This is a genomic window from Nocardiopsis sp. NPDC050513 (assembly GCF_044457925.1).
Classification (GTDB): domain Bacteria; phylum Actinomycetota; class Actinomycetes; order Streptosporangiales; family Streptosporangiaceae; genus Nocardiopsis.
Genome location: NZ_JBITHK010000026.1, coordinates 1 through 15,160, shown reverse-complemented (window position 1 = coordinate 15,160; position 15,160 = coordinate 1). Strand labels below are relative to the sequence as shown.

Here is a 15,160-nt window from a genome sequence, read left to right as displayed (position 1 = left end):
CCACCGACTCCTCGCCCGACGGCGGGGGGCCGTCGGTTACCAGATGGTGCCCGGGCGGCTTCCTAGTGTCGTCCCCGATCCGAAGGCGGAACCGACGAACGGGATGTGGTCAGGATGCGGATCGGGATCATCGGCACCGGGAACATGGCGGACGCCCTCGGCGGGCAATGGGCCCGGGCCGGGCACGACGTGGTGGTCGGTGGGCGGGACCCGGGGCGGACGAACGCCCTCGCGGCGAGGATCGGAGGCCGGGCGGGACGTCCCAGGGACGCGGTCGCGCACGGATCGGACGCGGTCCTGCTCGCGGTGCCCTACACGGCGGCGGTGGACGTGGTGTCCGATCTCGCCGACGCGCTCGCGGAGCGACCGCTGATCGACTGCACCAACCCGGTGGCGCCGGGGTTCGTCCTGGGCACCCAGGGCGGTCCCTCGGCCGCAGAGCGCATCGCTGCGGCGTCCGGGGCACACGTGGTCAAGGCATTCAACCTGTGCCATGAGAGCGTGTGGCGCCGCACCCCTCCCGTTTTCGACGAACGCCCGCTCGCGGTTCCGCTCTGCGGGGACGACGCGGGGGCTCTCGACACCGTCCGCCGCCTGGTCCGCGACCTCGGGGCCGATCCGGTCAACGGCGGAGGGCTCGACCGCGCGGGACTCGTGGAGGCCACGGCGGCCGTCCTCATCGGCCTGTGGGTCGGCGAAGGGGTCGACGCCCAGGCGATCGCGCCCCCGTTGGCGTACGCGGGAGGTCGCTGACCACTGACCTCTCCGCCACGGCGGGCGCGCGGCGGCCACGCCCAAGCGGTAGGCATCACCGTGTCCGACGCTCGTCGGGCGGTGTGGATTCGTCAACGGTAGGCGCGCCCACGTGGTGGTCATCCCCGCTCCCAAGGCTCCGGCGACAGCCGGTCTCCGTGTTGGCCCGACGTGCCACGCGGGCACGCCGACCGCGTCCGCCGGGGTGGCGGTGCCGTCCCGCGCTGGGAGGCCCGACGACGGTGCGCCTGCGCCGCGGTGACCGGACGCCCTCAGGCACCGAGCGCACCGGTCAGGAGCTCCGCGGCCATGGGAACGATGCCGATCAGCACGAAGGCGGGGAGGAAGCACAACCCCAGCGGAGCCACCACCAACACCCCGAGGCGCTCCATACGGGCCAGGGCCTCCGCACGCAGAGCGCGTCGCAGGTCCGCCGCGTGTCGGTCCAACAGGTCGGCGACCGGGGCACCGGTGTCGGCCGCCCGCGCGAGATCGCGGCCGACGGCGGCCAGCGGTTCCGGCAGGGCCGGGTTCCGCCACGCGGTCGCCGGGTCGGCGCCCAGACGGAGCCGCTGCGCCACCGCGGCCAACTCCTCACCCAACGCGCCCCGCGTGGAGCGCGCCACGGCGGTCAGGCACGACGGCACCGTCGCTCCGGCGCGAACCCCGGCGGCGAGCAGGCCGACCACCACGGGGAGGTCGGCCGTCACCGGCAGGGTCGTGCTTCGGGCTCGGGCACGACGGCCACGGACCCACAGCCCCGCGCCGACCCCCACCGCCACCGCTGCGCCCACGGGCCCGAACACCGCGATCGTGGCGCCCACCCCCGCAAGACCGGCCAGGACCAGCGCTGGTCGGCGCATCGGCATCGTCGAGCGAACCCGACGCGGACGCGGCCCCCGGAGGCGACGAGCTTGGTCGCCCCCCATGAGGAGCCAGACGGCGATGGTTCCGAGGACCACCGTGGTCAACGCGAGCACTGGACCCCTGCCTTTCGCTCCGCTGCCGCACCCCTCGCCCCAGGTCACGTGCGGCTCCACCGTTCTGCGCGCGCCCCGAGCGTTCTCGGCGCCGACACCGCGCGGGCGGGTCGGGCATGGCGTGTGCCGGCCGCCCCGGACAGCAGGGGCGGCTCCCTCGCCCGACCCTCGGCCGAGCCCACGGCACGCCGCACCATGCGCGACGTCCACCAGGTCCCGAGCAGGTCGAGGGTGACCCCGCCCACGAGGCAGGCGGCGCCGAGCGGCGTGGTGAACAGGAACTCCACCGGGGATCCGCCCAGCCCGACCGACATCAGCACCCCCACGAGGGGCAGGCCGCCCAACACCAGCGCCGTGGTGCGCGGACCGGCGGTTCTGGCCGCGATCTCGGCCCGACGCTCCTCGTGGTCCGTCACCTCCGCGGCCAGGGCGTCCACGACCTCCGCCAGTCCGGCGCCGGTCTCGGCGGACACCTCCCAGCAGACCGCCAGGTAGGCCAGCGCCCACAGATCGGGATCGCCTTCGGCGGCGGCGCGCATGGTGGGGGCGTCGACGACCCCCTCCACCGGTGGGCCAGCCTGCGCCGCGGAGACGAGCAGCGCTTCGTCGGGTGGCTGCCCAGCGCGCAGCTCGGTGGCCAGGACCCGGCAGAGGACGATCACCGCGCGGCGGCGTCGGGCTCCCCCGCGGCGGTGCGCCACGGTCTGGAACCACCGTCGGACCACGCCCGCGAGGGATCCCTCGCCCCGCCGCGAACCGCCGTGCGCCACCGCACCCGACCACGGCGCCTCCCGGAGTCGGGTCGTCCGCTCTTCCGTTCGCGAGGCCCCCGACCGCGCCGTGCCCGGCGACGGGCACAGGTGGACCAGGCGGGCCCGGTTGACACCGGGCACCAGGTTCAGCAGCACCAACGAGACCAGGCAGACCAGCAAGGCGGTCATGCGCTCCGCCACCCCTCGCCGACCCGACCGGCCAGTTCCGTCACGTGGGGGAACTCCTGGCACGTTCCGTCCGGCGCGAAGGCGACGGCGGGCACGGCGCTCACCCGACCCGTGCCTCCCCGGCGCAGCACCCGGAGCTCGGCGAACCGCCGGACGCCGGAGTCCCGGACGAGGTGGACCACGAGGGCTCGGGTGGCGGCCAGCTGGCTGTGCACCGCGTCCCGGCCGAGCCCGGCGGCGCAGCCCAGCGCCTCGACCCTGGCCGGAACGTCCTCGGCGCCGTTGGCGTGCAGGCTGCTCATGCCCCCGTCGTGACCGGTGTTCATGGCCGCCAGGAGCGCCACGATCTCCGGCCCGCGCACCTCACCGACCACCAGGCGGTCCGGGCGCATCCGCAGCGCCTGGCGCACCAGCACGGAGAGCGGGACCTCTCCACTGCCCTCGATGTTGGCCGGACGCGTCAGGAGCCGGACCACGTGCGGGTGTTCCGGTCGCAGTTCCGGGGAGTCCTCCGCCAGGACCAGGCGTTCCGTCCGGCTCACGAGCGAGAGGAGGCAGGACAGGAGCGTGGTCTTGCCCGTCCCGGTGCCACCGCTGACCAGGAGCGGAACACGTGCGGACACCAGGGCGCGCAGGAGCGCGGCTCCGCGGGGGGTCAGCGTTCCGCACCGGATCAGCCGGTCCAGGCCGAACACCCGCCTGGGAGGGAGTCGCAGGGACACGTACGCGCCCTCCGGTGCCACGGGCGGCAGCACCGCGTGGAGCCGTGCCCCGGAAGGTAGGTGGGCGTCGGCGTAGGGAACGGCCGCGTCCAGCCTCCGCCCAGCCTGGGCGGCCAGCCGTTGGGCGAGTCGGCGCACCTCCTCGGCCGACTCGAAGCGGACCCCGGTCCGCCGCAGACCGTGTCCGTCGTCGACCCACACCTCGTCCGGGCCGTTGACGAGGATGTCGGTGACCCCCGAGGTCATCAGCTCCTCGAGCGGGCCCGCGCCGGACAGCTCAGCCGCGAGCCGTCGGGTCAGCGACAGCAGCTCCGCGTCGCCCAGCACACCGCCCTCCGCGCGCAGCGCCGCCGCGACGCTCGCCGGGCTCACCGGATCGCCCGACTCGACCAGGCGGTCGCGGACCGCCTCCAGGAGGGCGCTCACCGGACACGCTCCGGCGCCGACAGCTCGGACACGACACGGTCCGCGAACCGGGCGAGCGGCGACCTCCGGTTCCGGGCGGGCGTCCGGCCGGCGGCGAGGAGGCGGGCGAGCCCCGGTTCCCGGGGCAGGTCGGCGGCGAGGGGCAGCCCCAGGGTCTGCGCGACGACGTCCGCCGAGAGCTCTCCCCCGGCACCGACCACGACCACTCCCGCTCCCGGCGCCTCGGCCCGCATCCGGGGGACCACCCGGGTCGCGGCCACGACCGAGGGCACGTCGGCCGGGACCACGAGGTAGGCGCGGTCGGCACGGTTGAGGAACGCGTCGGTGGCGGGAGCGAAGGACCGCGGGAGGTCGACCACGACCAGCCCCGTGCCGCTCCGGGCGGAGTCCAGCGCCGCGCTGGCCGCCTCGGGCGGCAGCGCGCCGTGGTCGGTCGAGCCGGGGCCGCGCGCCCAGGTCAGCACCGACACACCACGCGTTCCGGGCAGTCCGGCGCGGAGGTCGCGCCAGCGCACCCGACCGTCGCGTCGGAGGAGGTCGTCCCAGCTGGTCCGGCGATCGGGCCCCACGGAGGCGCCGAGGTCGCAGCCCAGGTAGACGTCCGGTCCGCAGCCGAGCGGGTCGGCGTCCAGGAGCGCGGTGTCCCGGTCGGCGCGTGCTCCCGCCAGAGCGACCGCCACCGCGGTGAGGGTCGCCCCGGCTCCGCCCCGCCCGCCCATGACCGCGACCGAGGGCGCCGGAGGATCGCCCCGTGCGGCGGCACCGGCGAGCAGGTCCATGATCGCCGGCTCATCGTCGGGCAGACGCAGGAGCGGACTGGCGTGGTCGGGGGTGTCCCGGTCGGGCCCGCTCCCGCCGGACCCGTCGGACTCTCCGATCCCGCCGCACTCGGGCTCCCGCGCCACGGTCACGGCGTGCGGATGCGGCGGCGTGCCCGCGCGGGACAGGTCGGCGCCGACGACGACCAGGGGAGCGCGCGACCACGCGCGCCGGGCCTGGGCCGCCGAGCGTGCGACGGTGACCTCCACGGCGGCGGCCGTGGCCAGTCGGAGGAGGTCGTCGAGCAGGGCGGGGTCGTCGGTCACCAGCAGCGGGAGGGGGCGGGCGGCCATGGCGTCTCCGGAGGTCGAGGGGTGTTCTCTCGACCATCGCGGACGGAGGAGCCGCGCGGTAGGCCCGATTCGGGATCTGTGGACAACGCGGTCCCACACCCGACGGGAGGGATGCGTGTACGGGGGGCGGACACGCATCCCTGCCCGGCAGGCGAGTGGAGCGGACGCGGTGACGGCCCCCGCAGGGGGAGAGGGGAGCCGTCTCCTCGGGACCGGTCCTGGGGGGGGTAGGACCGGGTCCGCTCACCGGGAGGGTTCGTGGAGGCACTGCTCCACGACCGCCGAAGGTCTGGAAACGTACTCGTTCTCGGAGGAACGGCCACCCCGAGGGGACGCGGAATGCGACCGGAACTACGGCTCGGCCCGGGGGAGTTTGCTCGTTTGGCCGGTGTGGGGTGAGACGGTCCATCGTCGAACGCCGGGAACGACGTTACCACGTCACCCTGCGTATCGGTTCGGGAATCGAAGTGAAAAAGTTGGGTCAACCATCTTTTCGGAGGATGAACCGAGACGTAGAAAGAAAGCAGTTGGTGGCGAAGATCCACCCCGACGCGGGAGCCGGGAACCCACGCGCCACTCGGCCCGGTAAGGGCTGTCTAGGCCGGACCTGGGGATGAATGGGCCGGTCAGACTAGGTAAATGGATGCTTGCTAACCCGGTGGAACGCGCCGGAGACGGCGCCCCTGGACAGGAGTGGGGGCGCCGTTCGCCGTGTGTGCGCACGCGGGTGAAGCAATCTGGAAACATTCGGCCACGGCCAAGCGTGACCGAAATGATATGGCGCGTGTCGACTACTGGTTGGTAAATGAACGACTTCGTGAACTCGCGGTGTTTCGGAGGTTCGTCCGCCGTTCACGGCCCCGGTCAGCCGCGTTTGAGCGCCTCGCACGTGGCAAGGGAGTCCTGTGCGCCCGCGCGCACGGCGCGGCAGCAGTAGACGATCCACTCCGCCACGCCCTCAGGGGTTCCCGCGATGTATCCGCGAAGCGCCCGACCGTACTCGTCACGCAGCACCTGGTGTCCCAGTTCGGAGGGGACCAGCGACTTCGGGTCCAGCCCCCGCTCGACCAGCGTCAACCTCTCGGCGGCGCGCGCGACCAGGCCGTCGCCCCAACCGAACGGGCGGATCGCCATCAGCTCGCCGTGGACCAGCGCCGACGTCACCAGCGCGGGCACGGACGAACGCGCGCCCAGGAGCGAGTACAGCCCCTCCATCCGCGCCAGCGCCTCCCGCGGGTCCGGGGCGGGGCCGGCCTCCATCGGATCCTCGACCCGTTCCCCGGGCAGCCGGGGCCGGCCCAGCGCCTCCTCGGCGACCGCGTCCGCCGCCGCCAGCGTGTGCAGACGCGCCAGCGCCTGGCGTGGAGCCTTGGGCCAGGTGTCCACGAGGACACCCAGCTCGCCGGAGACGCGCAGGGCGCCCTTGATCCGGGTGTCGTACACGTGCCCGGCGCGGATCTCGTCCATCGAGACCTCGGCGCCCTCCAGCGCGGCCGACGCGCAGGCGCCCCGCAGGGAGGACTCCATGGACACGTCGCTGCTGCGCCGACGCAGGATGCGGTGCCCCAGCAGACGGTCGACCAGGGTGCGCGTCTCCTCGACGGCGTTGGCCACACCCGGCAGCTCGGCGATCCGCTTCAGCGGGTCGGACAGGGAGGCGGAAGTCGATTCGCTCACGGTCACCAACACTACGCGCCGGTAACACCGTGCGCCCACTCCCGCCCCGGGACCTCGGCGCGACCGCTCGTCGCGTCGCGGCGACCGTTCGCCGACCGTTCGCCGCGCGCCCCCGGTGCCCGCCGCTGGATTCCGCCCCGGTGGTTCCAGTGGTATGGACCACATGATTAATTGGGTGTGAACCACCGACGTAAGGAGAATCACAGTGGCCGACAGCACTCCCCCGAGCCAGGAGACACTGTCCAACCTTCTCCACGAGACACGCAGCTTCCCGCCGCCGGCCGACCTCGCCGCCCAGGCCAACGTGACGGCCGACGCCTACGCCGCCGCGGCCGAGGACCGTCTGGGGTTCTGGGAGGAGCAGGCGCGCAGGCTCCAGTGGGAGCGTCCCTGGGACACGGTCCTGGACTGGAACCCGCCGTACGCGAAGTGGTTCGTCGGCGGCGGCATCAACGCCTCCGTCAACTGTGTGGACCGGCACGTGGCCGCGGGTCTGGGCGACCGCGTCGCCTACCACTGGGAGGGTGAGCCCGGGGACACCCGCACCATCACCTACGCCCAGCTCAAGGACATGGTCTGCCAGGCCGCCAACACGATGGCCGGGCTCGGTGTCCGCAAGGGCGACCGCGTGGCCATCTACATGCCGATGATCCCCGAGACCGTCGTCGCCATGCTGGCGTGCGCCCGCATCGGCGCGGTCCACATGGTGGTCTTCGGCGGGTTCTCCGTGGACGCCCTGGGCCAGCGGCTCGACGACAGCCAGGCCAAGCTCGTCGTCACCGCCGACGGCGGGTACCGCCGCGGCAAGGCCAGCGCCCTCAAGCCCGCCGTCGACGCCGCCGTCGCCGACCGCCCGGCGGTCGAGAACGTCCTCGTCGTCCGCCGCACCGGCCAGGACGTCGAGTGGACCGACCGCGACGTGTGGTGGCACGAGACCGTCGAGGCCGCGAGCACCGAGCACACGCCCGAGGCGCACGACGCCGAGGACCCCCTGTACATCATGTACACCAGCGGCACCACGGCCAAGCCCAAGGGCATCCTGCACACCACCGGCGGATACCTCACGCAGGCGTCCTACACCCACTGGGCGGTGTTCGACCTCAAGGCCGACACGGACGTCTTCTGGTGCGCCGCCGACATCGGCTGGGTGACCGGCCACTCCTACATCGTCTACGGCCCGCTCTCCAACGCGGCGACCACCGTGATGTACGAGGGCACTCCGGACACCCCGCACCGCGGCCGATTCTGGGAGATCATCGAGAAGTACAAGGTCACCATCGCCTACATGGCGCCCACGGCGATCCGCACCTTCATGAAGTGGGGCGACGAGATCCCCGCCAAGTTCGACCTCTCGAGCCTGCGCGTCATCGGCTCCGTGGGCGAGCCGATCAACCCCGAGGCCTACGTCTGGTACCGCGAGCACATCGGCGGCGGCACCACCCCGGTCGTCGACACCTGGTGGCAGACCGAGACCGGCGCGATCATGGTCAGCCCCCTGCCCGGCGTGACCGCCGGAAAGCCCGGCGCGGCCATGCGCGCCCTGCCCGGCATCGTCGCCGACGTCGTGGACGAGGAGGGCAACTCCGTGCCCGACGGCGAGGGCGGGTTCATCGTCATCCGCGAGCCCTGGCCGTCCATGCTCCGCGGCATCTGGGGCGACCCCGAGCGCTACGAGGACACCTACTGGTCCCGCTTCGAGGGCCTGTACTTCCCCGGCGACGGCGCGAAGAAGGACGAGGACGGCGACCTGTGGCTGCTCGGCCGTGTGGACGACGTCATGCTGGTCTCCGGACACAACATCTCCACCACCGAGGTGGAGTCCGCGCTGGTCTCCCACCCGAAGGTGGCGGAGGCGGCGGTCGTCGGCGCCACGGACAAGGTGACCGGCCAGGCGATCGTCGGGTTCGTCATCCTGCGCGGCGGCGCCGAGGAGGTCCCGGACGAGCTCGTCAGGGAGCTGCGCGACCACGTCGGGGCCTCGCTCGGCCCGATCGCCAAGCCCGCCAGGCTGCTGGCCGTCCCGGAACTGCCCAAGACCCGGTCCGGCAAGATCATGCGCCGCCTGCTGCGCGACATCGCGGAGAACCGCGCCGTGGGCGACACCTCGACGCTCACGGACTCCTCGATCATGGACGTGATCGCCAGGCAGCTGCCGACGGCTCCCCAGGGCGACTGACCGGAGCGGACGACCCACGCGTTCCGGATCCGGTACGGACCGGAGCGGTGCCGCGGAGCCCCGCGGCACCGCTCCGGCTCACCCGTGCGAGCCAAGGCGAGCACGTCGTTTTGCGTGCCGTGGGAGACATGGGCGGTCGGTCATGTGCGAGGATGCGGAGGATCATCCACGAGTACGGACCGAGAGAAGGGACCCCCCACGATGGTGGACAAGCCGGGTGGCGGCCAACCTGGCGCATCCAGCGGCACCGACCGATCCATCGGTGAACTGGTCTCCGACGCCACCGACAACCTCTCCCGGCTGGTGCGTCTGGAGATCAGACTCGCCAAACTCGAAGCCAAGGCCGACGCCACGCGCATCGGCAAGAGCGTCGGCGAGTTCCTCGCGGCCGCGGTGTTCCTCCACCTGTTCGCGATCCTCCTCTCGGTCACCATCGGCCTCGGTCTGATGGAGCTCGGTCTGCCCGCGTGGGCCTCCTTCGGCATCGTCACGCTCTTCTACCTGCTGGTGGCGGCCGTCTTCGCGCTCATCGCGACCGTCAACCTGCGCAGGCGCCAGGGACTGGCCCGTACCGCCGTCACCTCCTCCCGGCTCGTCAGCATCCTGCGCCGCGAGATCCGACCGCCCAGGGGCGACGACGGGGCCGTGGCCGCCACCCGCGAGACCGCGCCCGCCGAGAAGTAGACCCGACCGCGGTGTTGGACGACTCCGTCGCCTACGTCGACGGCCCCTGGCGGCACCGCACGGTCGGCGCGGCGGGGGCGCGGTTCCACGTCGCCGAGGCGGGTGAGGGTCCGCTCGTCCTCTTCCTGCACGGGTTCCCGCAGTTCTGGTGGGCCTGGCGCGACCAGCTGACCGCGGTCGCCGACGCCGGGTACCGCGCCGTCGCCGTCGACCTGCGCGGCTACGGGGCCAGCGACAAGACCCCGCGCGGCTACGACCTCGTCACCCTCGCCCAGGACGCGGCGGGACTGGTCCGCGCGCTCGGAGCGGCGGACGCCGTCGTCGTCGGGCACGGGGTGGGCGGCCTCGTGGGATGGACCCTGACGGCCTTCCACCCCGGCCACGTGCGGGCACTGGCCGTGGTCGCCGCTCCCCACCCGCTGCGCACGGGGCGGATCGTGGCCTCGCTGGGGCCAGGCGTGCGGCACCTGCTCCGCGCGCAGCTGCCGATCCTTCCCGAACACCGGCTCCTGGCGGACGGCTGCGTCCGCGTCGGCGACCTGCTCCGCGCGTGGAGCGCCCCCGGCTGGCCGGACGAGGAGACCGAGCGGCGCTATCGGCTGGCCTTCTCCATCCCCAAGGTCTCCCACTGTTCGCTGGAGTACCACCGCTGGATCTTCCGGTCGCGGTGGCGGCTGGACGGCGCCCGGTACAACGCCAGGATGCGGCGGCCGGTGACCGTGCCCGTCCTCCAGGTCCACGGCTCCGTCGACCCGGTCTGCCCGGCCGAGGCGGCCCGTTCCGCCCGCGGGCTGGTGTCGGGGCCCTACCGTTGGAGGGGGATCCCCGGCGCCGGGCACTTCCCCCACGAGGAGCGCCCGGAGGAGGTCTCCCGTGCCCTCGTGGAGTGGCTGGGGGCCCGGGCGCCGGTGACACCGGAACGATGAGGGTGGTGAGGCAGAGATGGCGACTCCGCTGACCGGAGCCGAGGGCGGGCGGGACCGCGACGAGGAGGGGCGCGCGCAGAACCAGCGCCCGCGCGACCGCTACGGGCGTCCCCTGCCGCACGGCAGCGCGGGCGAGGTCGAGCGGGTGCCCGACGACGCCGAGTTCTCCGTGGAGGAGGGGCTGGAAACGGCCCAGCGGCTGCTCGACGAAGGGTACGCTTTCACCGCCCACGAGGTCCTCGAGGCCGTGTGGAAGTCCGTGCCCGGACCCGAACGCGAGCTGTGGCGCGGGCTCGCCCAGACGGCGGTGGGCGTCACCCACGCGCAGCGGGGCAACATGGTCGGGGCCGCGCGCCTGCTGCGGCGGGGCGCGGACCGGGTGGCGGAGTTCGGACCGGACGCGCCGCACGGCGTCGACGTGGTCGGGGTGGCCGCCTTCGCCCGTGCGCTGGCCGACGATCTCGACGAGGGCCGTGCCCTGCCCGGCGACGGGATCGACCCGTCAGGGATGCGCCTGCGCAAGGGGTAGACCAGAGCGCCGGTGGATGCCCCTGGAGCTGAGGGCACCCGTTCCGGATTGATGGGCGGACGCGCTCTTTGTCGCACCCGGTGCTGCTTCGGGGTGCTTGTGCTCATATAAGGCTGTCTGCACGCTTTAGCGTTAACATCGCATTGAAGCATTATGCGACAGCATTAATTCCAAATGTCGCGGATAAAGTTATTTATCCCCATCCTCAGATCACCATGTGGTCACATCTTTGACTCCTCCTGGGGAAAAGCCGAATCGGCCCTCACCTTTATTCGGTGTCGTGCGTAGAATCCCCGGATCACCGCCCGTGAACTCGTGGCGCGGGCGGTGCGCATCACACATCAGGATGGCACCGCTTCGACCCCGGAACGCGTGTCGTCGGGCCAGCTCAGGCTCCCTCCGGACGGCGGTACGTCCATGGCCTCGCGCAGGACCGACGCCCCAGTGGTGGACCGTTCAGTGCGTGGCGTGAACGGGGCCGAAATGGTCGTGCCCGTCTCAAGGAGGACGGATTGTCTGGGCTCAACCTCGCCGCCGATGGCGGCATGGCCCTAGCTTTGGAAGGCAGCGACTTCACACTCGTCATCGTCGTCATGGTGGTGGCCCTCCTGGCCCTCGCCGTCGCGGGGATGCTGGTGCGTGAGGTCCTCGCCGCCGGGCAGGGCACCGAGCGAATGCAGAACATCGCTGTCGCCGTTCAGGAAGGAGCGGCGGCCTACCTCACACGGCAGTTCCGAACCCTCGCGGTCTTCGTCGTCGCGATCCCCCTCCTCCTGCTGCTGCTCCCCGCGGAGACCCTGGAGATCCGGGTCGGCCGTTCCCTCTTCTTCGCCCTGGGTGCCGTGCTGTCGGCGACCACCGGCTTCATCGGCATGTGGCTGGCGGTGCGCGGCAACGTGCGCGTCGCGGCGGCCGCGCGCGGCGGGGACGAGGCGGCCAGCCGGTCGGCGATGCGCATCGCCTTCCGGACCGGCGGCGTCGCGGGCATGATCACCGTCGGGCTCGGCCTGTTCGGCGCCGCGACCGTCGTGCTCCTCTACCGGGGCGACGCGCCGATCGTGCTGGAGGGCTTCGGCTTCGGAGCCGCGCTCCTGGCCATGTTCATGCGAGTCGGCGGCGGCATCTTCACCAAGGCCGCCGACGTCGGCGCCGACCTCGTGGGCAAGGTCGAGCAGGGAATTCCGGAGGACGACCCGCGCAACGCCGCCACCATCGCCGACAACGTCGGGGACAACGTGGGCGACTGCGCGGGCATGGCCGCCGACCTGTTCGAGTCCTACGCCGTGGTGCTCGTCGCCTCGCTCATCCTCGGCCGGGTGGCGTTCGGCACCGAGGGTCTGGTGTTCCCCCTGCTGGTCCCGATGATCGGTGTGCTCACCGCGATCATCGGCATCTTCATCGTCGCCCCCCGCAGCCGGGACAGGACGGCGATGTCGGCGATCAACCGCGGTTTCTTCGTCTCCGCCGGAATCTCCGCCGTCCTGGTCGTCGCCACCGCGTTCTGGTACCTGCCCAGCAGCGTCGACGGCCTGTCCGGAGTCAGCCCGACCGTCGTCGAGGAGATCGCCGCCGCCGGAACGGACCCCGACCCGAGGATCGTGGCCGTCGCCGCGGTCCTCATCGGCCTCGTCCTGGCGGCCGCCATCCAGCTGCTCACCGGCTACTTCACCGAGACCGACCGGCGCCCGGTGCGGGAGATCGGCGACAGCTCGGAGACCGGCGCGGCGACCGTCATCCTGTCGGGCATCTCGGTCGGCCTGGAGTCGGCCGTCTACTCCGCCCTGCTCATCGCCGGGGCCGTCTACGCCGCCTTCCTCCTCGGGGGAGGTTCGATCACGCTGAGCCTGTTCGCCGTCGCGCTCGCGGGCACGGGTCTGCTCACCACCGTCGGCATCATCGTCGCGATGGACACCTTCGGCCCGGTATCCGACAACGCCCAGGGCATCGCCGAGATGTCCGGTGACGTGGAGGGCAAGGGCGCGGAGGTGCTCACCGGGCTCGACGCGGTGGGCAACACGACCAAGGCGATCACCAAGGGCATCGCGATCGCGACCGCCGTCCTGGCCGCGACCGCGCTGTTCGGCGCCTTCCGCACGTCGGTGCAGGAGCAGCTCCTCCTGGCGGGCGGGAACGCGGACTCCTTCTCCCTGTCCCTGGACCGGCCCGACGTGCTCGTCGGCGTCGTCATCGGCGCGAGCGTCGTGTTCTTCTTCTCCGGTCTGGCCATCATGGCGGTCGGCCGGGCCGCGGGCCGCGTGGTGCTGGAGGTGCGGGACCAGTTCCGGACGCGCCCCGGGATCATGGACGGATCCGAGAAGCCCGAGTACGCGCGGGTCGTCGACATCTGCACGAAGGACTCGCTGCGGGAGCTGGTCACGCCCGGGCTGCTGGCGGTGTCGGCGCCGATCGCCGTCGGGTTCGCGCTCGGGTACGCGCCGCTCGGCGCCTTCCTGGGCGGCGCGATCGCGGTCGGCGTGCTCATGGCGGTGTTCCTCGCCAACTCCGGCGGTGCGTGGGACAACGCCAAGAAGCTGGTCGAGGACGGCCACCACGGCGGAAAGGGCTCGGAGGCCCACGCGGCCACGGTCATCGGCGACACGGTCGGCGACCCGTTCAAGGACACGGCGGGTCCGGCGATCAACCCCCTGTTGAAGGTCATGAACCTGGTGGCGCTGATCGTGGCGCCGACCGTGGTGATCTACGCGGACAACGTCGTGCTGCGTGTCGGCGTGACGGCGGTCGCCGTGGGCGTGCTCGTCGGTGCGGTGCTGTGGTCGAAGAACCGCGGCTCCGGGACGGAGACGGACCTGGCCAAGCCCGGAGGCGAGGCCGCGCCGAAGGTCGCCCCCGAGGTCGGCGGCGGCGACGCGGTCTCCACGGACGGTGAGACCCCGGAGGCCGAGGACGGATCCGATGAGGACGGGCCTGGCACCACCGCGACCGACCGCAAGGAGGAGGCCCGCGCAGGGGAGGGCAAGGCATAGCGGTTCGGCCGTCCGGTGCGGGTGCAGCCGGTCGGACGGCCGGACACGCGTGATGAACGGGGACGTGGCCGTCCGGGGGAACCCGGGCGGCCGCGTCGCGCGAACGGACCTAACCTGGAACCGCGGGACCCGGACTCCCTCGTGAGCCGGTCGCGCTGATCGGACGCGAGGGCCCGGGCGGTGAGCGCCCGCCGGGGCGAGACAGCGGGGAGGGCTCCTGGTGACGGGATTGAAGGGGTTGGCGACGATCGTGGGCATCATGGTCGCCTTCATCGGCGGGCTGGCCGTGGTCGCGACGGTGTTGGCCCAATGAGCCGCACACTGCTCCTCATGCGGCACGCCAAGGCCGACCACGGACACGCGGGGGCGGACTTCGACCGGGCGCTCAACGACAAGGGTCGGGGCCAGGCGGAGAAGGTCGGGCGGTTGCTCGCGGAACAGGGCTACCGGCCGGACCACGTGATCTGCTCGGCGGCGCTCCGCACACGCCAGACGCTGGACGGCGTCCTGGGCGCGATGGAACCGGAGCCGGCGCCGGAGATCGAGTACAGCGAGGCCGCGTACTCGGCGGGGGCGGACGCGCTCCTGGAGATGGTGAACTACGTCGACCCGGACGTCGGCACACTGCTCGTGGTGGGTCACAACCCGACGATCGCGCGGCTGGCGGCGGGCTTCGTGGGGAACGAGGCCCTGGTGTCGTATGCCCCGGCGACCGTCGCGGCGGTCGAACTCGACGTGGAGTGGCTGTACGCGGCGCCGGGCACCGGCCGGGGCACACTGCTGAACTGAGAACAGGTGCGGCGTTCGACCGCTCGCCTCCGGGACGCGTGTGCCCGATGGTGCGATCGCACCCTGGGATTGTGACCCACGACACCCGAGTATTGGTTTGCCGGATCCCGGGCCCGGGGGTAGTGTTCTCCGAGTCGCTTCCGGACGGCCCAAGGTCGCCAGGAACGACGGAATCGAGTCGAGCGAGACGAGCGCGAGTACTTCGCGGGCGTGCCGACACATCCACTCCTCTCCCGGTCTGACCGGACTGAGCATGCGCTCGGTACGGATAGGATCGGGAAACCGCTTCGGAAATCCGATGGGACGATTCAGTCCATGGGGTTGAACGAGGCAAATCGGGTGCTTTACCCCGTTCGGTTGATCCGGAACCGCCGATTTGGCGGGGCACGGAACACCTGATAAAGTAAAGACACAACAAAGCGGAAACGCAGACGCCTTCCACGGAAGAGCGACCGGACACA

Annotated in this window: 12 protein-coding genes; 7 read left to right on the top strand and 5 right to left on the bottom strand. The window is 72.4% G+C overall.

Going from position 1 to position 15,160, the window contains the following annotated elements; all coding sequences use genetic code 11:
* The first annotated feature begins 114 nt into the window (after window positions 1–114).
* On the top strand, window positions 115–753 hold the full coding sequence (locus tag ACIBFB_RS26845; RefSeq protein WP_397234884.1) for an NADPH-dependent F420 reductase: 639 nt from the start codon (window positions 115–117) through the stop codon (window positions 751–753).
* Window positions 754–1,025: 272 nt separating this feature from the next.
* On the opposite strand, the gene ACIBFB_RS26840 is transcribed toward ACIBFB_RS26845, so the two are convergent.
* From ACIBFB_RS26840 to ACIBFB_RS26820, 5 genes are all read right to left on the bottom strand, one after another.
* Window positions 1,026–1,616, bottom strand: a complete 591-nt coding sequence (locus ACIBFB_RS26840) for a type II secretion system F family protein (RefSeq protein WP_397234882.1) — start codon at window positions 1,614–1,616, stop codon at window positions 1,026–1,028.
* 161 nt (window positions 1,617–1,777) lie between these two features.
* Window positions 1,778–2,674 (bottom strand): type II secretion system F family protein, encoded by an 897-nt coding sequence (locus tag ACIBFB_RS26835; RefSeq protein WP_397234880.1) that lies wholly within the window; start codon window positions 2,672–2,674, stop codon window positions 1,778–1,780.
* Window positions 2,671–3,822, bottom strand: coding sequence for a TadA family conjugal transfer-associated ATPase (locus ACIBFB_RS26830; RefSeq protein WP_397234878.1), 1,152 nt, complete (start codon window positions 3,820–3,822; stop codon window positions 2,671–2,673). The genes ACIBFB_RS26835 and ACIBFB_RS26830 overlap by 4 nt, the downstream gene beginning before the upstream one ends.
* Window positions 3,819–4,934 carry a septum site-determining protein Ssd gene (gene ssd / locus ACIBFB_RS26825; RefSeq protein WP_397234876.1) on the bottom strand — a complete coding sequence of 372 codons (1,116 nt, stop codon included), beginning with the start codon at window positions 4,932–4,934 and terminating at the stop codon, window positions 3,819–3,821. Before ssd ends, ACIBFB_RS26830 begins: the two co-directional genes overlap by 4 nt.
* An 864-nt stretch (window positions 4,935–5,798) precedes the next feature.
* Complete coding sequence (locus ACIBFB_RS26820; protein ID WP_397234874.1) at window positions 5,799–6,611, bottom strand: oxidoreductase; 813 nt, start codon at window positions 6,609–6,611, stop codon at window positions 5,799–5,801.
* Between the two features lie 205 nt (window positions 6,612–6,816).
* Here ACIBFB_RS26820 and acs point away from each other — a divergent pair, with 205 nt between their 5' ends.
* From acs to ACIBFB_RS26790, 6 genes are all read left to right on the top strand, one after another.
* Window positions 6,817–8,787 (top strand): acetate--CoA ligase, encoded by a 1,971-nt coding sequence (gene acs / locus ACIBFB_RS26815; protein WP_397234873.1) that lies wholly within the window; start codon window positions 6,817–6,819, stop codon window positions 8,785–8,787.
* Between the two features lie 201 nt (window positions 8,788–8,988).
* A complete protein-coding gene (locus ACIBFB_RS26810) occupies window positions 8,989–9,471 on the top strand; it encodes a phage holin family protein (RefSeq protein WP_397234871.1) in 483 nt (160 codons plus the stop codon).
* A gap of 11 nt (window positions 9,472–9,482) precedes the next feature.
* Window positions 9,483–10,397, top strand: a complete 915-nt coding sequence (locus tag ACIBFB_RS26805; protein WP_397234869.1) for an alpha/beta fold hydrolase — start codon at window positions 9,483–9,485, stop codon at window positions 10,395–10,397.
* A 16-nt stretch (window positions 10,398–10,413) separates the two neighbouring features.
* A complete protein-coding gene (locus tag ACIBFB_RS26800; protein WP_397234867.1) occupies window positions 10,414–10,926 on the top strand; it encodes a DUF309 domain-containing protein in 513 nt (170 codons plus the stop codon).
* Window positions 10,927–11,471: 545 nt separating this feature from the next.
* On the top strand, window positions 11,472–13,910 hold the full coding sequence (locus ACIBFB_RS26795) for a sodium-translocating pyrophosphatase (RefSeq protein WP_397234920.1): 2,439 nt from the start codon (window positions 11,472–11,474) through the stop codon (window positions 13,908–13,910).
* Window positions 13,911–14,219: 309 nt separating this feature from the next.
* The gene (locus ACIBFB_RS26790) at window positions 14,220–14,699 is read left to right on the top strand and encodes a SixA phosphatase family protein (RefSeq protein WP_397234865.1); all 480 of its coding nucleotides are present in this window, start codon (window positions 14,220–14,222) and stop codon (window positions 14,697–14,699) included.
* Window positions 14,700–15,160 lie beyond the last annotated feature (461 nt).

Bases quoted from the DNA above. Each gene is read 5' to 3' on its own strand.
- ACIBFB_RS26845 (WP_397234884.1), top strand. From the start codon at position 115: ATGCGGATCGGGATCATCGGCACCGGGAACATGGCGGACGCCCTCGGC.
- ACIBFB_RS26840 (WP_397234882.1), bottom strand. From the start codon at position 1,616: ATGCGCCGACCAGCGCTGGTCCTGGCCGGTCTTGCGGGGGTGGGCGCC.
- ACIBFB_RS26835 (WP_397234880.1), bottom strand. From the start codon at position 2,674: ATGACCGCCTTGCTGGTCTGCCTGGTCTCGTTGGTGCTGCTGAACCTG.
- ssd (WP_397234876.1), bottom strand. From the start codon at position 4,934: ATGGCCGCCCGCCCCCTCCCGCTGCTGGTGACCGACGACCCCGCCCTG.
- ACIBFB_RS26810 (WP_397234871.1), top strand. From the start codon at position 8,989: ATGGTGGACAAGCCGGGTGGCGGCCAACCTGGCGCATCCAGCGGCACC.
- ACIBFB_RS26800 (WP_397234867.1), top strand. From the start codon at position 10,414: ATGGCGACTCCGCTGACCGGAGCCGAGGGCGGGCGGGACCGCGACGAG.
- ACIBFB_RS26795 (WP_397234920.1), top strand. From the start codon at position 11,472: ATGGCCCTAGCTTTGGAAGGCAGCGACTTCACACTCGTCATCGTCGTC.
- ACIBFB_RS26790 (WP_397234865.1), top strand. From the start codon at position 14,220: ATGAGCCGCACACTGCTCCTCATGCGGCACGCCAAGGCCGACCACGGA.